Consider the following 17,245-nt stretch of genomic DNA (forward strand, 5'->3'; position numbering starts at 1 on the left):
TCGTGTCCTCGTGTTCAGACGATGCGGGCGAACCAGCGGAGGGAGAGCGCGCCGGCGGTGAGGGCGAGGAGCATGCCGAGCAGGGCGAGCCACGGCGTGATCTCGACGGGTTCCTCGTGCCAACCGATCGACGAGCCGATGTCCTGGTAGACCTCGCGGAGTTCGTCGGTGCTGGACGCCCGGTAGAACCGTCCGTCGGTCTCGTCCGCGAGCTGGCGGAGCGAGGTCTCGTCGACGGGGACGGCCTGCTGCGTCCCCCAGAGGTTCGCGACCCCGGAATCGGTGCCGTAGGCGATGGTGGAGACGGGCATGCCGGCTTCGCGAGCTGCTTCGGCGGCCGCGGCGGGTTCGCGCCCGGTGGTGTTCGCGCCGTCGGAGAGCAGCACGAGTCGCGCCGGGATGCGCTCCGGTTCCCCGGACCAGCCGGGGGTCGGGGACGGCGACGCCGAGCCGGTGGCACCCTCGTCACTGAGGCGGTCGACCTCGCCGACCGCCTCGAAGACGGCCTCGCCGATCGCCGTCCCACCGCCGCCGTCGTCCATGCCGGCGATGGCCTCCCGGACCGCTTCGTGGTCGCGGGTGGCCGGAGCCAGGACGTCCGCGCCGCCGGCGAAGGCGATCGCCCCGACGTTGAACGTCTCCGGCATCTCGGCGACGAAGGACTCGGCGGCGGACTTGGCGGCCTCGAGCCGGTTCGGGTCGACGTCGTCGGCCTGCATCGAGCCGGACGTGTCGATCGCGACGATGACCGTGGCACGCTCGTACGGCACCCGGACGTCGATCTCGGGGCGCGCACCGGCGAAGCCGAGGGCGGTCAGGCCGACCAGGACGAGCGCCGCGGGCAGGTGCCGACGCCACCGGGGCTGCTTCGGGACGAGCTTGTCGAGCATCGGCAGGGTCGCGAAGCGCACGGCGTACCGCCGGCGTCGGCGCTGGACGAGCAGGTACGCGACGGCGAGCGCCGCCACCGGCACCAGGGCGAGCAGGAACCAGGGTGTGAGGAAGGTCATCGGGTCCTCCGTGCCGATCGGGCGGGCGTGCGGTGCCGGCGGTGGATGAAGCGGGTGAGTTCGCGGCCGAGGTCATCGTCGGTGCGCAGGACCAGGTGGTCGGCCCCGGCGGCGCGGACGGCGGTGGCGGTGGCCGCGCGGTGGGCGGCTGCTCCGGCGGCGTACGCGGTGCGGAGTGCCCGGTCCGAGGTGGCGACGACGCGCTGGGCGCCGGACTCCGGGTCGACGAAGACGACGTCGCCGACGTCGGGTAGGTCGAGTTCGCGGGGGTCGAGCACCTCGACGACGATGACCTCGTGGCGTGCCGACAGCCGACGCAGGGCGGGCTCCCACGGCAGCCGCGCGCTGTCGGTCGCCGGCTGGTCGAGCAGGTCACTGATGACGACCCGCAGACCGCGGCGGGGCGCCTGGGCGGCGAACACGCGGAGCGCTGCGGACAGGTCGGTCGTCGGGACGCCGTCGCGGGGGCCTGGATCGGCACGGAGCACGCGGCGGGCGGTGGTGCGACCGGCGCGCGGTGGGGTCCAGCGGATCCCCTCGGTGCCGACGACGCCGAGTCCCACCTGGTCACCCGCGCCGGTGGTGAGCAGGCCGATCGCCGCCGCCGTCCAGGTGGCGACGTCGGCCTTCTCACGGTCGGTGGTGCCGAAGGCCATGCTCGGCGAACGGTCGACCAGCACCCACGTCTCGAGGGCGTGCTCAGCGCGGGTGAGCCAGACGTACGGTTCGCCGGCTCGAGCCGTGGCGTTCCAGTCGATCCGGCGGACGTCGTGCCCGGGCTGGTAGCGCACGAGTTCCTCAGGGTCGCTGCCCGTGCCGAGGGACAGGCCCTGGTGGTCGCCGTGCACCGTGCCGTCGACACGGCGCCGGACGGTGAGCTCGAGGCGGCGGAGCCGTGCGGCGTCGCTCACGGCGTCGCCTCGTACGGGGTGGAAGCGGCCGCGGCGGGGGTCGGTGCGGCTGGGGGGTACCGCACGTCACCGCCCGCCGCGACCGCGCTCGGGTCCTCGGACGCCGCGATCCGAGGCTGCGGGACGGCCGCGAGCACGGCCTCCACAGCGGTCCTGGGGTCGACCCCGTCGGCGACGGCGTCGAAGGTGAGCACGAGGCGGTGCGCGAGCACGTCGGAGGCGACGTCCGCGATGTCACCGGGCAGCACGTAGTCGCGGCCCCGGAGGAGCGCGAGCGCACGGGCCGCGGCGACCAGGCCGAGCGACCCGCGAGCACTGACGCCGTACTCGAGTACTCCGTCGAGGGTGTGCACGCCGTACCGGTGCGGGTGGCGGGTCGCCATCACGAGCTGCACGGCGTACATGGCGACCGCGTGGTGCACGAAGACCTGCTCGGCTTCGGCCTGCAGCCGGACGATGTCCGGCACCGTCAGGATCTGCTGCGCGCGTGGCCGGTCGGCGCTCATCCGCTGCACGATGGTCAGCTCCCCGAGCTCGTCGGCATGGTCGACGTCGACCTTGAGCAGGAAGCGGTCGCGCTGCGCTTCGGGGAGCGCGTACACGCCGTCGTTCTCGATCGGGTTCTGGGTGGCGAGCACGATGAAGGGGTCGGGGAGCCGGTGGGTCTGCCCACCGATCGAGACCTGCTGCTCGGCCATCGCCTCGAGCAGCGCCGACTGCACCTTCGCGGGAGCGCGGTTGATCTCGTCCGCGAGCACGAGGTTGGCGAACACCGGTCCGGGTTCGATGTCGAAGGTCTCGGTGGACGGCCGCCAGACCCGCGTCCCGACGATGTCGGACGGCATCAGGTCGGGGGTGAACTGCAGGCGGACGAAGTCCCCGCCGACGACGGTGGCCAGGGTGCGCACCGCGAGGGTCTTCGCGACGCCGGGGACGCCCTCGAGCAGCACGTGGCCCCGGGCGAGCAGCCCGATCATCATCCGTTCGACCATGGCGTCCTGGCCGACGACCACGTGCTTGACCTCGAACAGTGCGCGTTCGAGGACGGCTGACGCGGACGGCGTCGTGTACGGGTCGGCGTGGGCGGCTTCGGTCATGGTGTCCTCCTGTCGTTCGGGTGCGTCCCACTCCAGTCGCCAGGGGCGAAAACGACGGGAAGCCGGATCGAAACCAGACCGAAAAGGGGGAACGGACAGTACCTGTCAGTCGCCCAGCCGCCCTGGTTACCGTGAGGCATGCGTGTGCTGATGGTGGAGGACGAAGCCGGTCTGGTGACCGCGTTGCGCGTCGCCCTGCAGCGTGAGGGGTACGCGGTCGACGCCGCCGGCACGCTCGGGGACGCCCGCGGGAAGCTCGCCGTCACGGACTACGACATCGTCCTGCTCGACGTGAACCTGCCGGACGGGGACGGCTTCGAGCTCGCCGGCGAACTCCGGTCGACCGGCGAACCCGGTGGGTCCGGTGGCCCTGGCCCACGGATCCTCATGCTCACCGCCCGCGGCCAGCTGCGCGATCGGGTCCGCGGGCTCGACCTCGGTGCCGACGACTACCTGGTGAAACCGTTCGCGCTCGTCGAGCTCACCGCCCGGATGCGCGCACTCACCCGGCGCTCGGGCGAGGCCGCGTCCTCCGTGCTCGTCGACGGCCCGATCGTCGTCGACACCGCGCGGCAGCTCGCGCGCCGTGGCGACCGCGAACTCGCGCTGACCCTGAAGGAGTTCGGGGTGCTCCGGTACCTGCTCGGCCGTGTCGGCTACGTGGTGTCGGCAGAGGAACTGCTCGAGCACGTGTGGGACGAGAACGCCGACCCGTTCACGCAGACCGTCCGGGTCACGGTGGGCACGCTCCGCCGGAAGCTCAGCGTCGCGGACGAAGAGCCGGCGATCGAGACCGTCGTCGGCCGCGGGTACCGGCTCCGGGAACTCACCGAGGACGGCACCGGGGACTCGTCGACGCTCGGAGCGCCAGCGGCGCCGGTACGGGCGGTCGGCGCGGCCGGCGCTGCGTCGTGAGCGCGCTCGACCGCGCCAGGCGCGAGGTCGGCCACCGCCGGTTCCTGCGCCTGCCGGCCTGGGCACGCACGATCCGGATGCGCCTGACCCTGACGTACAGCGCCGTCCTGTTCGGGATCACCGCGCTCGCCCTCGCCGCCGTCTACGTCGCCCTGTCGAGCACGGTCAGCGCCGAGCCCCTCAACCCCGTCACGGTGAAGAAGTTCTACAAGGCCGCCGACGGCACGATCGTCTACAAGCCCGGCGAGCAGTTCCAGGTCGCCGACCTCGAGACGGTGCAGCGCGCCGTCAACTACACGTCCCTGCAGTCGCTGCAGCAGTACTCGATCATCGCCCTGGTCGTGATGTTCGTCCTGAGCCTGGCGATCGGCTGGTGGGTCGCCGGCCGCGCGCTCCGCCCCGTCGGTGCGATCACCCGGGCGACGCAGGAGATCACCGCGACCGACCTGTCACGCCGCATCGACGCGTCAGGACCTCCCGACGAGCTGCACACCCTTGCCGACACCATCGACGGGATGCTCGACCGGCTCGACCGCGCGTTCCGGGCCGAACGGATGCTCGTCGAGGACGTCTCCCACGAACTGCGGAACCCCGTCGCCGTCGTGCAGTCGAACGTCGAGGCCGTCCTCGCGGACGACGCCGCCACCCCGGCCGAACGGCAGGCGTCAGCCGACGTCGTGCTGCAGTCCACCCGGCGGATGAGCCGCCTGCTCGAGGACCTGCTCGCGACCGCCCGCACCCGGTCCGAGGCCTTCACCGACCGCGACGTCGACGTCGCGCGGCTGACCGCGTCCGCTGCTGCGGAGTACGGGATCCTGGCGAGCCGCCGCGACCTCACGATCCGCGAGCGGATCCACGGCGGCCCGGTGGTGTTCGCCGATCCCGACGCCCTGTCGCGCGCACTCGGCAACCTGCTCTCGAACGCCGTCCGGCTCGCACCCGTCGGCTCCACCGTGACGATCGGCGTCGGGAGCGTCCGTGGGTGGGCGTGGCTCGCGGTGCGTGACGAGGGCCCCGGCATCGCCGACGATGCCCGGCCACGGGTGTTCGACCGCTTCTACCGGGAGTCCTCGGACGCCTCCACCGGCAGCGGCCTCGGGCTGTCGATCGCGCGCCAGATCGTGGAGAGCCACGAGGGCCGCCTCCGCCTCGAGAGTCGCGGCTCCGACGGGTCGACCTTCGTCATCTGGTTGCCGGAGCGCGCCGTGCCGGGCGCGCCGACGAGGACGGACGAGCCGCCGGACGGCGACCCGCTCGCCTGAGTGCCGACCCCGTGACGGCCAGGAGGCCCGTGGCGGCGCCGCCACGGGCCTCCTGGCCGTCTCCTGGTCGCGTCAGGCCTCCGGGATCACCCGCTCGAAGCGGCTCGTGTCCGCACCGTCGGGGTCCGGGCCGTTCCGGCGGCCCGTGTCGAGCGCGTCCAGGGCCCTGAGGTCGTCGTCGGACAGCACGAAGTCGAAGACGTCGAAGTTCTCAGCGATCCGTCCGGGGTTCGTCGACTTCGGGATCGCGTTCCGCCCCTGCTGCACGTGCCAGCGGAGCATCACCTGCGCCGGCGTCTTGCCGTGCGTCTGGGCGATGGTCCGGATCGTGGGGTCGTCCATCACGCTGACCCGCTCGTCACCCCAGCCCGGGTAGAAGGTGATCCCGCCGATGGGGGACCACGCCTGGTCGAGGACCCCGTGCTCCGCGTCGGTGCGCTGCACGTCCGGCTGCGTGAAGTACGGGTGCAGCTCGACCTGGTTGAGCGCCGGGATGACGTCGGTCGCGTCGAGCAGCGACTGCAGGTGGTGCGGCATGAAGTTGCTCACGCCGATCGCTCCGACCCGACCATCGGCGTACAGCGTCTCGAGCGCCTTGTACGCCTGCACCGTCCGTTCGAAGCGGTCCGGCGCGGGCTGGTGCAGGATCAGCACGTCGACGCGGTCGAACCCGAGCTTGCCGGTGGCCTTCTCGAACGCGTGCAGGGTCTCGTCGTAGCCGTAGTCGGAGACCCAGATCTTCGTCTCGACCACGATCTCGTCGCGGTCGACGCCGGAGGCGCGGATGCCCTCGCCGACCTCGCGTTCGTTGCCGTACGCGGCGGCGGTGTCGATGTGGCGGTACCCGGTCTCCAGTGCCGTGCGGACCGCGTCCACGGTCTCGTCGGGTGCGCTCTGGAACACGCCGAAGCCGATCGCGGGGATCTCGAGTCCGTTGTTGAGGGTGAGTGAGTCCATGCCCACGACGCTAGGCCGGTGCCCCTGACCCTGACGGGTACCAGCAACCCCTTCTTCCCCGCCCGGCACCGTCCTACCGTGGACGCATGGACACCAGAAGCGAAGTGCGCGACTTCCTCCGCACCCGCCGCGAGCGCGTCACGCCGCAGCAGGTCGGGCTGCCCGACTTCGGTGGCGCCCGACGGGTCAAGGGTCTCCGCCGCGAGGAGCTCGCGCTCGTCGCCGGCATGAGCGTCGACTACTACATCCGCCTCGAGCGCGGGAACCTCACCGGCGTCTCGGAGAGCGTGCTCGAGTCGCTGTCGCGCGCGTTGCGCCTCGACGACGCCGAGCACGCGCACCTGTTCGACCTGGCCCGCGTGCAGAACGCCTCGGCGACCACGCGGCGCAAGCCCCCGACGTCGAAGGTCCGACCGAACGTGCAGCGCATGCTCGACGGCATGACCATGCCCGCGTGGGTGCGCAACGGCCGCTCGGACTTCCTGGCCGGCAACGCCCTGGCCCGTGCGCTCTACTCGCCGCTGTTCCTCGACCCCGCCGGCACCCCGAACACCGCCCGCTTCGCGTTCCTCGATCCACGCGGTCAGGAGTTCTGGCGCGACTGGGACGTCGTCGCGAGCGACATGGTGGCCGTGCTCCGTGCCGAGGCTGCCCGGTCGCCGTACGACAAGGGACTGACCGACCTGATCGGCGAGCTCTCCACCCGCAGCGAGGAGTTCCGGCAGCGCTGGGCCGCGCACGGGGTCATGCGGCACCTGAACGGCTCGAAGCGCGTGCACCACCCCGAGGTCGGCGACCTCGACCTGACGTACGAGACGATGGAGCTCGCGACCGACACCGGGCTGACGCTCATCGCGTACGGCACCGAGCCGGGCTCACCGTCCGAGGAGCGCCTGCAGCTGCTCGCGAACCTCGTCGCCACGACGGCCGCAGCCGTCCCGGAACCGGAGGACGCATGAGCGAGACCGAGTCCGTCCCGACGACCGCAGCCGCTGCACCGCTCGGGTTCCTCGGCCGGTTGCGGTTCCGCTGGCGCGCTGAGCAGGAGATCCACGACCTGACCCGCGACCGTGCGCTCGAGGAGCGCGTGCGTGCCGAGGCCGCTGTGCGGCTCGCGCCCGGCCCGTGGCACCTCGGCGAGCTGTTCCGACGCCGCTGACGCGCTGCGGCGCAGCGCCGCACAACCAAAGTCACCCCGAACCACGTGATCGCGTGGTTCGGGGTGACTGACGTTGTGAGCGTGCCCAGATGGCGGACGGGAGGCGCGTGGCCAGCTGGCCACGGGCCTCCCGTCCGTCACTCGGTCGCGTTCACCGGCGACGTGCGGCGGGCACCAGGGTGTGCTGCCCGTAGCTGTTGTCGTCGGGGTTGATCGTGACGCCCGGTGCGACGAGCTCGTCGATGCGGTCCAGGACCTCGTCGCTGAGCACGCGGTCAGCGGCGGGGAGCTGCGACTCGAGCTGCTCCATGGTGCGCGGGCCGATGATCGCGCTCGTGACGCCGGGGTGCCGGATCACCCACGCCAGCGACATCTCGATGAGGGACATGTCCTGCGACTCGGCCAGGAGTGCGAGTTCCTCGACGATGTCGAGCTTCCGCTGGTTCGCGGGCGTCGACATGTCGAACCGGGCCGCGGGGCGGTGCTTCGCCGTCGGGGTGCCGGGAGCGTCCTTGCGCCAGCGGCCACTGAGCCAGCCGCCGCCGAGCGGGCTGTAGACGAGGGTGCCCATGCCGTAGCGCTGCGTGGTCGGCAGGACGTCCTCCTCGATGCCGCGCACCAGGATCGAGTACGGCGGCTGCTCGGTGCGGAAGCGCTCCAGGCCACGGCGCTCCGAGGTCCACTGGGCCTCGACGATCTCGGCGCCCGAGTACGACGACGATCCGATGTTCCGGACCTTGCCCTGGCGGACCAGGTCGGTCAGGGCGCCCAGGGTCTCCTCGACGTCCGTCGTCGGGGACGGACGGTGCACCTGGTACAGGTCGATGTGGTCCGTGCCGAGGCGGCGCAGGGAGTTCTCGACCTCCTGCATGATCCAGCGGCGCGAGCCCCCGGAGCGGTTCGGGCCCTCACCCATCGGCATGAAGAACTTGGTGGCGAGCACGACGTCGTCACGGCGGTCCTTGATGGCCTTGCCGACGATCTCCTCCGAGACGCCGTCCGAGTAGGCGTCGGCGGTGTCGACGAAGTTGATGCCCGCGTCGAGGGCGCGGTGGATGATCCGGATCGAGTCGTCGACGTCGGCGTTCGCCCACGGGCCGAACATCATGGTGCCCAGAGCGAGCGGGCTCACCTCGACGCCGGTGCGTCCGAGCTGGCGGTACTCCATGGTTTCCTCTCCGTGCCCGCGGGTCTCGCCGGGCACGGCTGCCACGCTAGGCCGGTCACCCACGGCGAAAGGGGGGAGGCCCTTACCTCCCTCGGTCGGCGGGGCGGTCGTAGCGTCGGGGACATGACGTTCGCCGAGACCGACCCCGAGTTCGCCCAGTACCACGCCGACTTCGTGGACGAGACGCTGCAGTACGCGTCGCTCAGCAGCCACGACCGCGCGGTCGTGCAGCTCGGCGCGATGATCGCCGCCGGCGCCCAGATCGCCTTCCGACAGCTGCTCGGCACCGCGCTCGACGAGTCACTGACCCCGGTCGAGGCGAAGGAGATCGGCTACCAGGCCGTTGCCTACGTCGGGTCCGCACGCGCCTCGGACTTCCTCACGATCACCAACGACGTGCTGATCGCGCGCGGTGTCGAGTTGCCGCTCCCGGGCCGGTCGACGACCACCCCCGACGACCGACTCGAACGGGGCCGTGCGGTCCAGAGCGCCGTCGTCGGCGCCGGACGTGTCGACGCGATGTACGAGAACGCCGCCGACGACACCGTGCACTTCCAGCGGTTCCTGTCCGGCAACTGCTTCGGTGACACCGTCGGACGGGACGGGTTCGACCTGCCGACGCGTGAGCTGCTGACGTTCGCGGTCCTCGTCGCACTCGGCGGCGCGGACGCGCAGGTCACGGGACACGTCGCGGGCAACCTGCACGTCGGGAACACCCGGCAGCAGCTGCTCGACGTGCTCACCGTCCTGGTGCCCGTGATCGGCTACCCGCGGACGCTCAACGGGCTCGCCGCCGTGAACGAGGGCGCGCCCGCCGCCTGAGGTCGCGGCCGGTCCGTCAGACGACGAGGGGGCCGGCGACCTCGAGCTGGTCGTGGTCGACCTGCCAGCGGATGGCGTCGAGCACCGTCTGTTCGGCGGTGAACCCGGGCGCGTAACCGAGCAGACGGCGGGCCTTCTCGACGCTGAACACCTGACTGCGTGACAGGTGCTCCCAGCTGGCGCCAGCGTGCTCTGGAGTCGTGGTCTCGCGGAACCGGTCCCAGCTGACGGGCTCGAGCCGGGCCTCCTGGCCGAACCACGACGCTGCCAGGTGGGCGTACCCACGCGCGGTGAGCGCCGTCGGGGCCGTGATGAAGAAGTCCTCGCCGACCGCCGCCTCGCGGCGTTCGACGGCGAGCTGGAAGGCCTGCGCGACGTCGTCCGCGTGCACGTGGGCCATGGTCTCGGCGCCGAGACCGGGGACCTCGATCGCCTCGCCGGCGGACAGCCTCGTCAGCATCGACGGGTCGAGGTTTCCGAGCGGACCGATCGGCATCCAGCCCGGACCGCTGATGTGACCCGGGTGCAGTGTCGTCGTCGCCAAACCCCCTGACACGGTTTCTTCCTTGAGCATCCGGGCAATCGCATCCTTCTGCACGCCGTAGTCGCCGAAGGGCGGCGTGAAGTCGTCCTCGGTGATCGGCAGCACACGGGATGCACCCGCGCGCCAGATCGAGCCGCAGTGCACGAGGTGCGTCCCCGTGCCGCGGAGCGCTTCGACGAGGGCGGCGGCGGACGGCTCGGTGAAGCAGACCAGGTCGACGACGGCATCGGCGCCGAGCGCAGCGATCCGCGCTCCGAACGTGCCGTCGCGGTCCTCCTGCTCACGGTCCGCGGTAACGCGTTCGACCCGCTGCCACTCGGGGGAGTCGGCGTAGGGGGTGCTGGTGCCGCGACTGATGGCGACGACCTCGTGACCGGCGCGGACGAGGCGGGGGACGAGGAACGTGCCGATGTGGCCGGTGGCTCCGATGACGACGATGCGCATCAGTCGGCGGTGATGACCTTCACGGAGCCGGCGATGGTCGCGGCGTCCTCGGCGAGCGCCACGACCGGGTCGGGCAGGCGGGTGGTGGCACCGACGAGCTTGCGGGCACCCCACCCGACGAACGACCCGACGATCGCACCGACGCCGCCGAGGATCGCGCCCTCGATGCGCAGGTCGCGCTTGCCGGTCGTGCCGAGTGCCGCGCCGACGAGCGCGCCGGACCCGATGCGGCCGATGAGGCCGGCGGGGGAGATGCGGTTCGGGGTCATCGGCAGCTTGTCGCCGATGAGTTCACCGACGGCCGAGGCGACGAGCAGCCCGCGGCCGAGCGGGGTGCTGAAGACCTTCCAGTCCTGCCACGACCCCTTCAGCGAGGACCGGTCGTGGTTCAGCGCCAGCACCGCGAGTGGGGTGGCACTGCGGCCGCCGCTCAGGATGCCGAGCACCAGGGTGCGGACCAGGGTGTGCTGCTCGTGCTGCTTGCTCATCGTGTCTCCAGTCGTGATCAGGTCCGACCGTACGCACGCGGGCCGCGAGCGCTCCGAGGGTCCTCACGGACTGCGGGTACTGAGCCGACCCGAGTAGCGTCCGCCGCATGAGCAACGTCATCGTCTTCGGCGGCCACGGCAAGGTCGCACTCCTCACCACCCGCATCCTCAGCGACCGCGGCCACTCGGTCACCTCGGTCATCCGCGACGCGGACCAGTCCGACGAGATCCGTGCCCACGGCGGCGAACCCCGTGTCGCGGACATCCAGCAGCAGTCCCTGACCGACTTCGCGGAGCTCGTCCACGGGCACGACGCCGTCGTGTGGTCGGCCGGTGCCGGCGGCGGGTCCGTCGACCGCACCTGGGCGATCGACCGCGACGCCGCGATCCTATCGGTGCAGGGCGCGAAGCAGGCCGGCGTCGACCGCTACGTCATGGTGTCGTGGTCCGGGTCGCAGCTCGACCACGGGGTACCGCAGGACAACGACTTCTTCGCCTACGCGCAGTCGAAGGCGATCGCCGACGCCGTGGTGCGCGACTCCGGTCTGCAGTGGACCATCGTCGCGCCGAGCACCCTGACGGACGACGACGCCACCGGCTCGGTCGACTGGGCGGGCTCGTCGAGCGACGTGCCTCGCGGCGACGTCGCACACGTGATCGCCGACGTGCTCGAGACCCCCGGCACGGCGGGCAACACCATCCGGTTCAACTCGGGATCGACCCCGATCGCGGACTTCCTCCGCGCCGACGCTGTCTGAGGACCCCGACGGGGTCTGACGACGGCCCGCGGCCCGCAGCCGCGCTTCAGTAGATCGCTGCGATGCCGGTCATGTCGCCGAGCCCGAGCGTGCGTGAGCCGGTGTCGCAGTACCCGCCGGACGGCTCCATGACCTGACCGGTTCCGGTCTTGACGTGGCCGAGTCCGTACAGGTGTCCCCACTCGTGGGTGGCGACGGCCTGGGTGTCGAACCGTGCGCCCGAGCAGGCGGTCGTCGAGCTCCACTTGTAGCTGGTGGCGTACCGCTGGTCGGACTCCTTCGCAATGCCGTTGCCGTCGTACCAGACGCACGTCACGCCGAGGGTGCCGGAAGGGAGCTTGCCCCATCCGACGACGCTGTAGCCGTTGCTCTTCGAGCAGCCGCCCTTGTCGGTGAGCCCGGGCACCTGGGTCGCCAGGCGCACGTAGGAGTTCCGGGCCGACGAGGTCACGGTTCGGTCGCACGACGCGATCGTGCCGGTCCACGCGTTCGCCGCCTTGCGCAGGGCGTCCTTGGCGTACGACGACTTCTGGCCGGACTCGTTGTAGTACCACTGCACCGTGCTCGACCAGCGGTACGGGTTCCGTGCGTTGGCCGTGCTGGTGCACTTGGTGGTGGCCGCGGTCGTGGCGGCTGGCGCTGCGGGTGCGCTGGCTGCCGCGCTCCTCGCCTGTTCGCGGCGCACGGCGGGCGCCGAACCGCTCCAGGTCTCGTCGATGCGGACCGCGACACCGCCGGTGCCGGTGTTCGCGATGACGACCTCCGCCAGTTCTGGAGCACCCGGCGCCGCCGAGCTGCTCGCCATCACGCTCTCACCGGGCGCCGGCACGGCGAACGTGCGGCCGTCCGGCAGCGCGATCGTGCCGGACGAGACCGTGCACCCCGACCGGAGCGTCTGCACCGAGAGCGTCCCCGTGGCGCAGCGGGTACCGGCGGCCGGCGTCGATGCCCCCGGCGTCGCCGCCTGCGCGGGTGCCGCCGTCGCGGTGAGGCCGACGACGAGTGCGATGACCGCCCCGGTGGTGAGCGTGTTCCTGACAGGACGCATGGTTGCCCTTCCCGCGGTGGGCCCCTGTGCCCGCCGTCCCTGATCGGGTCCATGCTCGCCGATGAGCCCCGTCAGGTCCAGGGCTGCGCCAACAGGACAGGAAGCGCCCAGCCGTCGCGGTCGGTCAGCGCAGCCGCTCGACCATCGGACACGCGAACGGGTCGCGAGCCGCCAGACCGACCTCGTTGAGGTAGCGGACCACGATGACGTAGGAGTGCACCAGCGTCGTCTCGGTGTACGGCACGTCCTGGTCCGCGCAGTACTTCCGGACCATGTCCCGGGCGGCCCGCAGGTTCGGCCGGGCCATGCTCGGGAACAGGTGGTGCTCGACCTGGTGGTTCAGGCCACCCATGAAGTACTCGACCCAGGCGCCACCACCGATGTCGCGCGAGGTCAGGACCTGGCGCGAGAAGAAGTCCACGCGGCGGCCGGGTTCGATGACGGGCATGCCCTTGTGGTTCGGCGCGAACGCGATCCCCATGAGGAACCCGAACACGGCGAGCTGGACACCGAGGAACGCGAAGGCCAAGCCGACCGGCAGGAACCAGAAGACGACACCCAGGTAGAGCACGAACCGGCCGACGAAGACCGATCCCTCGGCCCACCGCCGCTTCACCGGGCCACGACTCGTGTACGTGCGGATCGACTGCCAGTGCAGGTTCACGCCCTCGACCAGGAGCATCGGGAAGAACGCGTACCCCTGCACGCGGACGAGCACACGCAGGAACCCGGTCCGGCTGGCAGCGTCCTCGGGTCGGAACGAGATCGCGTCGAACGAGATGTCGGGGTCCTTGCCGACGGTGTTCGGGTTGGCGTGGTGCCGGGTGTGCTTGTTCATCCACCACGCGTAGCTGATGCCGGTCAGGAACGTGCCGGCGTACCGGGCTGCTCGGTCGTTCCAGTGGTGCGACGCGAAGACCTGTCGGTGGGCGGCCTCGTGCGACAGGAACGCGAACTGCGTGAACAGTGCGCCCAGCACCCCCGCGACGATCAACTGGTACCAGGAGCCGCCGAGCACGGCGAACGCCCCGCCGGTGATGCCGAGCAGCGCGGCGAGCACTGCGATGAGGCCCCAGTACCAGCCCGTGCGGCGACCGAGGAGCCCAGCGGTGCGGACCTGCGCGAGCAGCGCGGTGTACGTGGAGGTGGTGTCGGTCCGAGGCGACCGTCGTTCGGTCTTCCGGTAGCCCGTCGGTACGACCAGTTCGTCGCCCATGCTTTCCTCCTGGATCCAGTGCTGCGCCTGCAACCGGGGTCCGGGGCTACGACTTGCTCGTGATCGTACGCCGGCCCGGACCGGGGACACACGGGATCAGGCGGGGAGGACCAGGCGGCGTTCGACGATGGCCCGGGCGACGTCGGCGAGGCGCTCCTGGTTCGACCGCGCGTACTGCCGCAGCAGTTCGAACGCCGCCTCGGTGTCGACCGAGTGCGTGTACGCCACGAATCCCTTGGCCTGCTCGATCACGACCCGGCTGTCGAGGGCTCGCTGCAACTGCGCCTGCGTCAGCGCCGCGTGTTGCAGGGTCCGCTGCTGCAGGATGCTGATGGTCGCGACGTCGGTCAGGGCCTGAGCAGCCAAGGCATCGTCGCGGTTCAGCGCACCCTCGGTCTCGCGGAACAGGTTCAGCGACCCGAGCGTGGTGTCCCGCAACCGCATCGGGATCGCGTGCACCGACGCGTACCCCGACTCGGCGGACGCGGCGGCGAACGTCGGCCACCGGCGTTGCATCTCCGCCTGGTCACTGACGGACACCGGACGCCCGGTCGCGAAGCACTCCACGCACGGCCCTTCGCCGGCGTCGAGCTGGAGGAGTCCGACGAAGCTGGACCGCTCACTGGTCGACGCCACGACCTCGAGTTCCTGGTGCTGGTTGGCCAGCAGGATGCCGGCCGCCGAGGCGTCGAAGATGTCGACGACGCTGTCGACCAGGTTCTGCAGCAGGTCGACGACGTCGTACTCGTCGACGAGGGTGTCGGTCAGCGTGACGAAGGTGTCGATGAGCCGGCGCTCGCGGGTCGGTGCCATGGTGCGTGCTCCTCAGTTCTCGGAACCGTACGGCCGGGCGAGGTCGATGCGGCGAGCGATGACGTCGTTCGAGACGTCGCGGACGGTGCGTTCGGTGGCGAAGGCGTGCGCCTGCAGCACGAGGAGGGCGTCGGTGACGTCCACCCCGAGCTGTGCTGCGACCATGCCGGTCGCCTGGTGCACCTCTCGTCGGGAGTAGCGGCTGGTACCCATGTCGGCACGGCCGTCGGCGGCCGCGGCGAGCAACGCACCACGGAGCACCCGACGGGCTGCGACCTCGGTGAGCTCCACGGCGCCGCGGATCTGCCCCACGGTCAGGGTGCGCTCGCTGTCCACGGAAAGGTCGACGGCGCCGACGGGGATCGTCCCGATGCGCATCGGGAACGAGAACACCGCCCCGACCCCGGCGCGCAGGAGTTCCTCGAGCGCGAGCGGCCAGTCGGTGTTCGTCGTGCCGGACAGGTCGGACTCCAGGACCGGGCGGCGGGTCGTCAACGCCTGCCAGCACGGGCCCTCGCCGAGGTCGAACTGGATCTCGTCGATCCGCGCGGCGCGCGCGTCGCTCGCGCACACCGTCGCCGACCCGAGCGGGTTGCCGAGGGTGGAGATGCCGACCCCGGTGACGGGCAGCGTCGTCAGGAACGGCGGGCACATGTCGGCGCCGTCGGGTGCGGCCTGCAGTGCGGAGACTGCCGTCGTGAAGTCGTTCATCGCGAGGAAACCGTCCGGGTCCGTGAACGCGGGGCTGATCCGGCCCCCGCGTTGTGCAACGCTAGCGCAGTGCCCCGCTGGCGTCGCCCGCCGGGCACGTCGACCCGCGCGGACACGGTCAGCCCGCGCTGACGCGCGACGGCTCCGGCACGAAGTGGATCCGCTCCGCCGCCCGCGTGACCTCGCGGGCCCGGGCCGTGCGGTCGTCGAACTCGATGCGCGCTGCGTCACGGACCTGCTCCTTGTCGAACAACGACGCCCGGCTCACGACGTCGACGATCGTCGCGACCACCGTGGCGAGACCGCGTTCAAGCTGTCCGAGGTTCGTGTTGCCGATGACGAGACGCCGGTCCTGCACGTCGAGCGTGACGTCGGGGTAGCCGGCCGTCACGAGCTGCGCGTGTCCGTCGGCACCGCGCAGGCCGGCCATCTCGGCTGCGTCGGGTCGGCGGTTGAACACCGCCGGGACGTCGTAGTACTTCGCCGCCGTGGGCTTGCCGAGCTCGGTGGGCAGGCCGGAGGCCACCACACTCGTGAGCGCGAGCGGCGTCGAGGCCGCCTCGGACTGGTCCGTCATGATGACTCCCTTGGCGGATCCCCGCGGGAGCTCGAGAGGATCTCGGACTCGGTACGGCGACACCGTGGCGTCAGTGTGGGACCCGCGGATGTGAGCACTCCCAGCCGCGGCCCGACGCCGGGGCTCCACCACGCCCCGGCGTCACCCTGCTCAGGCGAACTGCGCGTAGAACGCCGACGGGTCCTGCGACAGCGACGCCTTCACCGCGCTGCTCCACTCGTCGACGACGACCTCGGCCGCACCCCGCTCGACACCGTCCAGCGCGGCCCGCGCCACGTCGGCCGGGTCGACCTTCGGCCCCTCGTAGCCGTCCATCATGTCCGTGTCCGCCGCCCCGAGGTGCAGCCCCTGCACGCTGATCCCCTTGCCGGCGAGCTCCAACCGGACGGCGTTCGTCAGGTTCCACTCGGCGGCCTTCGCCGCCGCGTACGCGCCGGATCCCGGGTAGACGAACCAGGACAGTGCGGACAGGACGTTCACGATGCCGCCGCCGCCGTTCCGCTCGATCACCGGTGCGAACGCCCGGATCATCGCGAGGTTCCCCCAGTAGTGCGTGTCCATCTCGCGGCGCGCATCGGTCAGGTCGTCGGTGAGCAGCGAGCCCGTCGTCGAGATGCCCGCGTTGTTCACGAGCAGGGTGACGTCGCCAGCGGCTGCGGCCGCCGCCTCGACCGACGCCGGGTCGGTGATGTCGAGCGGCAGCGCCACGACGCCCTCGATGTCCACGAGCTCGGGTCGGCGTGCGGTCGCGTAGACCTTGGTGGCGCCGCGCTCCAGCAGCTGCAGGACGAAGCGGCGTCCGATGCCCCGGTTCGAGCCCGTGACGAGTGCGACCGATCCAGCGATGTCCATGGTGTCTCCTCCTGCCGCGCGGGTCTCTCCCGCAGCGGCTCGGTTACGCTAAGACCTCACATCGATGTCAGGGGCAAGCCCCGGATCGGAGTCCGCATGCGGATCGGCGACCTCGCCGCAGAGACGGGTGCCAGCGTGCGCTCGCTGCGGTACTACGAGGAGCAGGGACTGCTCGCCGCGTCGCGGACCACCAGCGGGCAGCGCGTCTACGACACCCCGGCGGTCGAACGCGTCCAGCTCGTGCAGCAGCTGTTCGCCGCCGGTCTGCCGAGCCGCACCATCGTGCAGCTGTTGCCGTGCGTGGACAGCGGCCACACGACACCGGAGTCGTTCGCGCTGCTCGTCGCCGAGCGCGACCGGATCACGGCGCAGATGGCGGAGCTCGAGGCCGCGCGTGGCCGGCTCGACGAGGTCATCGCCATCAGCGAGCACCCGACTGCCGAGCACTGCCCGGCCCTGCGCGAGCCGGCAGACGGAGCGGTCGCGGCCTGAG

At 71.5% G+C, this 17,245-nt stretch carries 19 protein-coding genes and 1 pseudogene; 7 read left to right on the forward strand and 13 right to left on the reverse strand.

Annotated elements, in window-relative coordinates; translation table 11 throughout:
- Window positions 1-14: 14 nt before the first annotated feature.
- Genes EDF28_RS02590 through EDF28_RS02600 form a run of 3 tightly spaced genes read right to left on the reverse strand, consistent with a single transcriptional unit; the run spans window position 15 to window position 3,018 of the window.
- Window positions 15-1,010, reverse strand: coding sequence for a VWA domain-containing protein (locus EDF28_RS02590; RefSeq protein ID WP_123937071.1), 996 nt, complete (start codon window positions 1,008-1,010; stop codon window positions 15-17).
- On the reverse strand, window positions 1,007-1,921 hold the full coding sequence (locus EDF28_RS02595; RefSeq protein ID WP_123937072.1) for a DUF58 domain-containing protein: 915 nt from the start codon (window positions 1,919-1,921) through the stop codon (window positions 1,007-1,009). Before EDF28_RS02595 ends, EDF28_RS02590 begins: the two co-directional genes overlap by 4 nt.
- On the reverse strand, window positions 1,918-3,018 hold the full coding sequence (locus EDF28_RS02600) for a MoxR family ATPase (protein ID WP_123937073.1): 1,101 nt from the start codon (window positions 3,016-3,018) through the stop codon (window positions 1,918-1,920). The genes EDF28_RS02595 and EDF28_RS02600 overlap by 4 nt, the downstream gene beginning before the upstream one ends.
- Before the next feature lie 138 nt (window positions 3,019-3,156).
- On the opposite strand from EDF28_RS02600, the pseudogene EDF28_RS02605 reads away from it, so the two are divergent.
- Both EDF28_RS02605 and EDF28_RS02610 read left to right on the forward strand, forming a co-directional pair.
- Window positions 3,157-3,837, forward strand: a pseudogene (locus tag EDF28_RS02605) (response regulator transcription factor); the annotation flags it as partial.
- 92 nt (window positions 3,838-3,929) lie between these two features.
- Window positions 3,930-5,195, forward strand: a complete 1,266-nt coding sequence (locus tag EDF28_RS02610; protein WP_221182534.1) for a cell wall metabolism sensor histidine kinase WalK — start codon at window positions 3,930-3,932, stop codon at window positions 5,193-5,195.
- 72 nt (window positions 5,196-5,267) lie between these two features.
- Here EDF28_RS02610 and EDF28_RS02615 read toward each other — a convergent pair whose 3' ends face one another.
- On the reverse strand, window positions 5,268-6,152 hold the full coding sequence (locus EDF28_RS02615) for an aldo/keto reductase (RefSeq protein WP_123937075.1): 885 nt from the start codon (window positions 6,150-6,152) through the stop codon (window positions 5,268-5,270).
- 86 nt (window positions 6,153-6,238) lie between these two features.
- On the opposite strand from EDF28_RS02615, the gene EDF28_RS02620 reads away from it, so the two are divergent.
- Together EDF28_RS02620 and EDF28_RS02625 are read left to right on the forward strand one after the other, a co-directional pair.
- Window positions 6,239-7,111 carry a helix-turn-helix transcriptional regulator gene (locus EDF28_RS02620; protein WP_185020981.1) on the forward strand — a complete coding sequence of 291 codons (873 nt, stop codon included), beginning with the start codon at window positions 6,239-6,241 and terminating at the stop codon, window positions 7,109-7,111.
- Window positions 7,108-7,311, forward strand: a complete 204-nt coding sequence (locus tag EDF28_RS02625; RefSeq protein WP_123671333.1) for a hypothetical protein — start codon at window positions 7,108-7,110, stop codon at window positions 7,309-7,311. The genes EDF28_RS02620 and EDF28_RS02625 overlap by 4 nt, the downstream gene beginning before the upstream one ends.
- A 151-nt stretch (window positions 7,312-7,462) precedes the next feature.
- On the opposite strand, the gene EDF28_RS02630 is transcribed toward EDF28_RS02625, so the two are convergent.
- Window positions 7,463-8,479, reverse strand: coding sequence for an aldo/keto reductase (locus EDF28_RS02630; protein ID WP_123292981.1), 1,017 nt, complete (start codon window positions 8,477-8,479; stop codon window positions 7,463-7,465).
- Window positions 8,480-8,602: 123 nt separating this feature from the next.
- On the opposite strand from EDF28_RS02630, the gene EDF28_RS02635 reads away from it, so the two are divergent.
- Window positions 8,603-9,301 carry a carboxymuconolactone decarboxylase family protein gene (locus EDF28_RS02635; RefSeq protein ID WP_123937076.1) on the forward strand — a complete coding sequence of 233 codons (699 nt, stop codon included), beginning with the start codon at window positions 8,603-8,605 and terminating at the stop codon, window positions 9,299-9,301.
- A 16-nt stretch (window positions 9,302-9,317) separates the two neighbouring features.
- On the opposite strand, the gene EDF28_RS02640 is transcribed toward EDF28_RS02635, so the two are convergent.
- Window positions 9,318-10,289 carry an NAD(P)-dependent oxidoreductase gene (locus EDF28_RS02640; protein WP_123937077.1) on the reverse strand — a complete coding sequence of 324 codons (972 nt, stop codon included), beginning with the start codon at window positions 10,287-10,289 and terminating at the stop codon, window positions 9,318-9,320.
- A complete protein-coding gene (locus tag EDF28_RS02645; RefSeq protein ID WP_111083622.1) occupies window positions 10,289-10,777 on the reverse strand; it encodes a DUF4126 family protein in 489 nt (162 codons plus the stop codon). Before EDF28_RS02645 ends, EDF28_RS02640 begins: the two co-directional genes overlap by 1 nt.
- A gap of 107 nt (window positions 10,778-10,884) precedes the next feature.
- Between EDF28_RS02645 and EDF28_RS02650 the strand changes: the two genes are divergently transcribed.
- Window positions 10,885-11,535, forward strand: coding sequence for an SDR family oxidoreductase (locus EDF28_RS02650; RefSeq protein WP_123292977.1), 651 nt, complete (start codon window positions 10,885-10,887; stop codon window positions 11,533-11,535).
- 46 nt (window positions 11,536-11,581) lie between these two features.
- Here EDF28_RS02650 and EDF28_RS02655 read toward each other — a convergent pair whose 3' ends face one another.
- The 6 genes from EDF28_RS02655 to EDF28_RS02680 all read right to left on the reverse strand — a co-directional run bounded on the left by EDF28_RS02655 (window position 11,582) and on the right by EDF28_RS02680 (window position 16,752).
- A complete protein-coding gene (locus EDF28_RS02655) occupies window positions 11,582-12,583 on the reverse strand; it encodes a matrixin family metalloprotease (RefSeq protein ID WP_123937078.1) in 1,002 nt (333 codons plus the stop codon).
- Window positions 12,584-12,707: 124 nt separating this feature from the next.
- A complete protein-coding gene (locus EDF28_RS02660) occupies window positions 12,708-13,799 on the reverse strand; it encodes an acyl-CoA desaturase (protein WP_123937079.1) in 1,092 nt (363 codons plus the stop codon).
- 96 nt (window positions 13,800-13,895) lie between these two features.
- Window positions 13,896-14,612 (reverse strand): GAF and ANTAR domain-containing protein, encoded by a 717-nt coding sequence (locus EDF28_RS02665; protein WP_123339354.1) that lies wholly within the window; start codon window positions 14,610-14,612, stop codon window positions 13,896-13,898.
- A gap of 12 nt (window positions 14,613-14,624) precedes the next feature.
- A complete protein-coding gene (locus EDF28_RS02670) occupies window positions 14,625-15,323 on the reverse strand; it encodes a GAF and ANTAR domain-containing protein (protein WP_123937080.1) in 699 nt (232 codons plus the stop codon).
- Window positions 15,324-15,441: 118 nt separating this feature from the next.
- Window positions 15,442-15,900 (reverse strand): hypothetical protein, encoded by a 459-nt coding sequence (locus EDF28_RS02675; RefSeq protein ID WP_123339352.1) that lies wholly within the window; start codon window positions 15,898-15,900, stop codon window positions 15,442-15,444.
- 150 nt (window positions 15,901-16,050) lie between these two features.
- Window positions 16,051-16,752, reverse strand: a complete 702-nt coding sequence (locus tag EDF28_RS02680) for an SDR family oxidoreductase (RefSeq protein ID WP_123937081.1) — start codon at window positions 16,750-16,752, stop codon at window positions 16,051-16,053.
- Window positions 16,753-16,848: 96 nt separating this feature from the next.
- On the opposite strand from EDF28_RS02680, the gene EDF28_RS02685 reads away from it, so the two are divergent.
- The gene (locus EDF28_RS02685) at window positions 16,849-17,244 is read left to right on the forward strand and encodes a MerR family transcriptional regulator (protein ID WP_123937082.1); all 396 of its coding nucleotides are present in this window, start codon (window positions 16,849-16,851) and stop codon (window positions 17,242-17,244) included.
- Window position 17,245: the final 1 nt, after the last annotated feature.

The organism is Curtobacterium sp. PhB137 (genome assembly GCF_003814955.1).
Classification (GTDB): Bacteria; Actinomycetota; Actinomycetes; order Actinomycetales; family Microbacteriaceae; genus Curtobacterium.

Bases quoted from the DNA above. Each gene is read 5' to 3' on its own strand.
- EDF28_RS02590 (WP_123937071.1), bottom strand. From the start codon at position 1,010: ATGACCTTCCTCACACCCTGGTTCCTGCTCGCCCTGGTGCCGGTGGCG.
- EDF28_RS02600 (WP_123937073.1), bottom strand. From the start codon at position 3,018: ATGACCGAAGCCGCCCACGCCGACCCGTACACGACGCCGTCCGCGTCA.
- EDF28_RS02615 (WP_123937075.1), bottom strand. From the start codon at position 6,152: ATGGACTCACTCACCCTCAACAACGGACTCGAGATCCCCGCGATCGGC.
- EDF28_RS02620 (WP_185020981.1), top strand. From the start codon at position 6,239: ATGGACACCAGAAGCGAAGTGCGCGACTTCCTCCGCACCCGCCGCGAG.
- EDF28_RS02625 (WP_123671333.1), top strand. From the start codon at position 7,108: ATGAGCGAGACCGAGTCCGTCCCGACGACCGCAGCCGCTGCACCGCTC.
- EDF28_RS02630 (WP_123292981.1), bottom strand. From the start codon at position 8,479: ATGGAGTACCGCCAGCTCGGACGCACCGGCGTCGAGGTGAGCCCGCTC.
- EDF28_RS02635 (WP_123937076.1), top strand. From the start codon at position 8,603: ATGACGTTCGCCGAGACCGACCCCGAGTTCGCCCAGTACCACGCCGAC.
- EDF28_RS02640 (WP_123937077.1), bottom strand. From the start codon at position 10,289: ATGCGCATCGTCGTCATCGGAGCCACCGGCCACATCGGCACGTTCCTC.
- EDF28_RS02645 (WP_111083622.1), bottom strand. From the start codon at position 10,777: ATGAGCAAGCAGCACGAGCAGCACACCCTGGTCCGCACCCTGGTGCTC.
- EDF28_RS02650 (WP_123292977.1), top strand. From the start codon at position 10,885: ATGAGCAACGTCATCGTCTTCGGCGGCCACGGCAAGGTCGCACTCCTC.
- EDF28_RS02655 (WP_123937078.1), bottom strand. From the start codon at position 12,583: ATGCGTCCTGTCAGGAACACGCTCACCACCGGGGCGGTCATCGCACTC.
- EDF28_RS02660 (WP_123937079.1), bottom strand. From the start codon at position 13,799: ATGGGCGACGAACTGGTCGTACCGACGGGCTACCGGAAGACCGAACGA.
- EDF28_RS02665 (WP_123339354.1), bottom strand. From the start codon at position 14,612: ATGGCACCGACCCGCGAGCGCCGGCTCATCGACACCTTCGTCACGCTG.
- EDF28_RS02670 (WP_123937080.1), bottom strand. From the start codon at position 15,323: ATGAACGACTTCACGACGGCAGTCTCCGCACTGCAGGCCGCACCCGAC.
- EDF28_RS02675 (WP_123339352.1), bottom strand. From the start codon at position 15,900: ATGACGGACCAGTCCGAGGCGGCCTCGACGCCGCTCGCGCTCACGAGT.
- EDF28_RS02680 (WP_123937081.1), bottom strand. From the start codon at position 16,752: ATGGACATCGCTGGATCGGTCGCACTCGTCACGGGCTCGAACCGGGGC.
- EDF28_RS02685 (WP_123937082.1), top strand. From the start codon at position 16,849: ATGCGGATCGGCGACCTCGCCGCAGAGACGGGTGCCAGCGTGCGCTCG.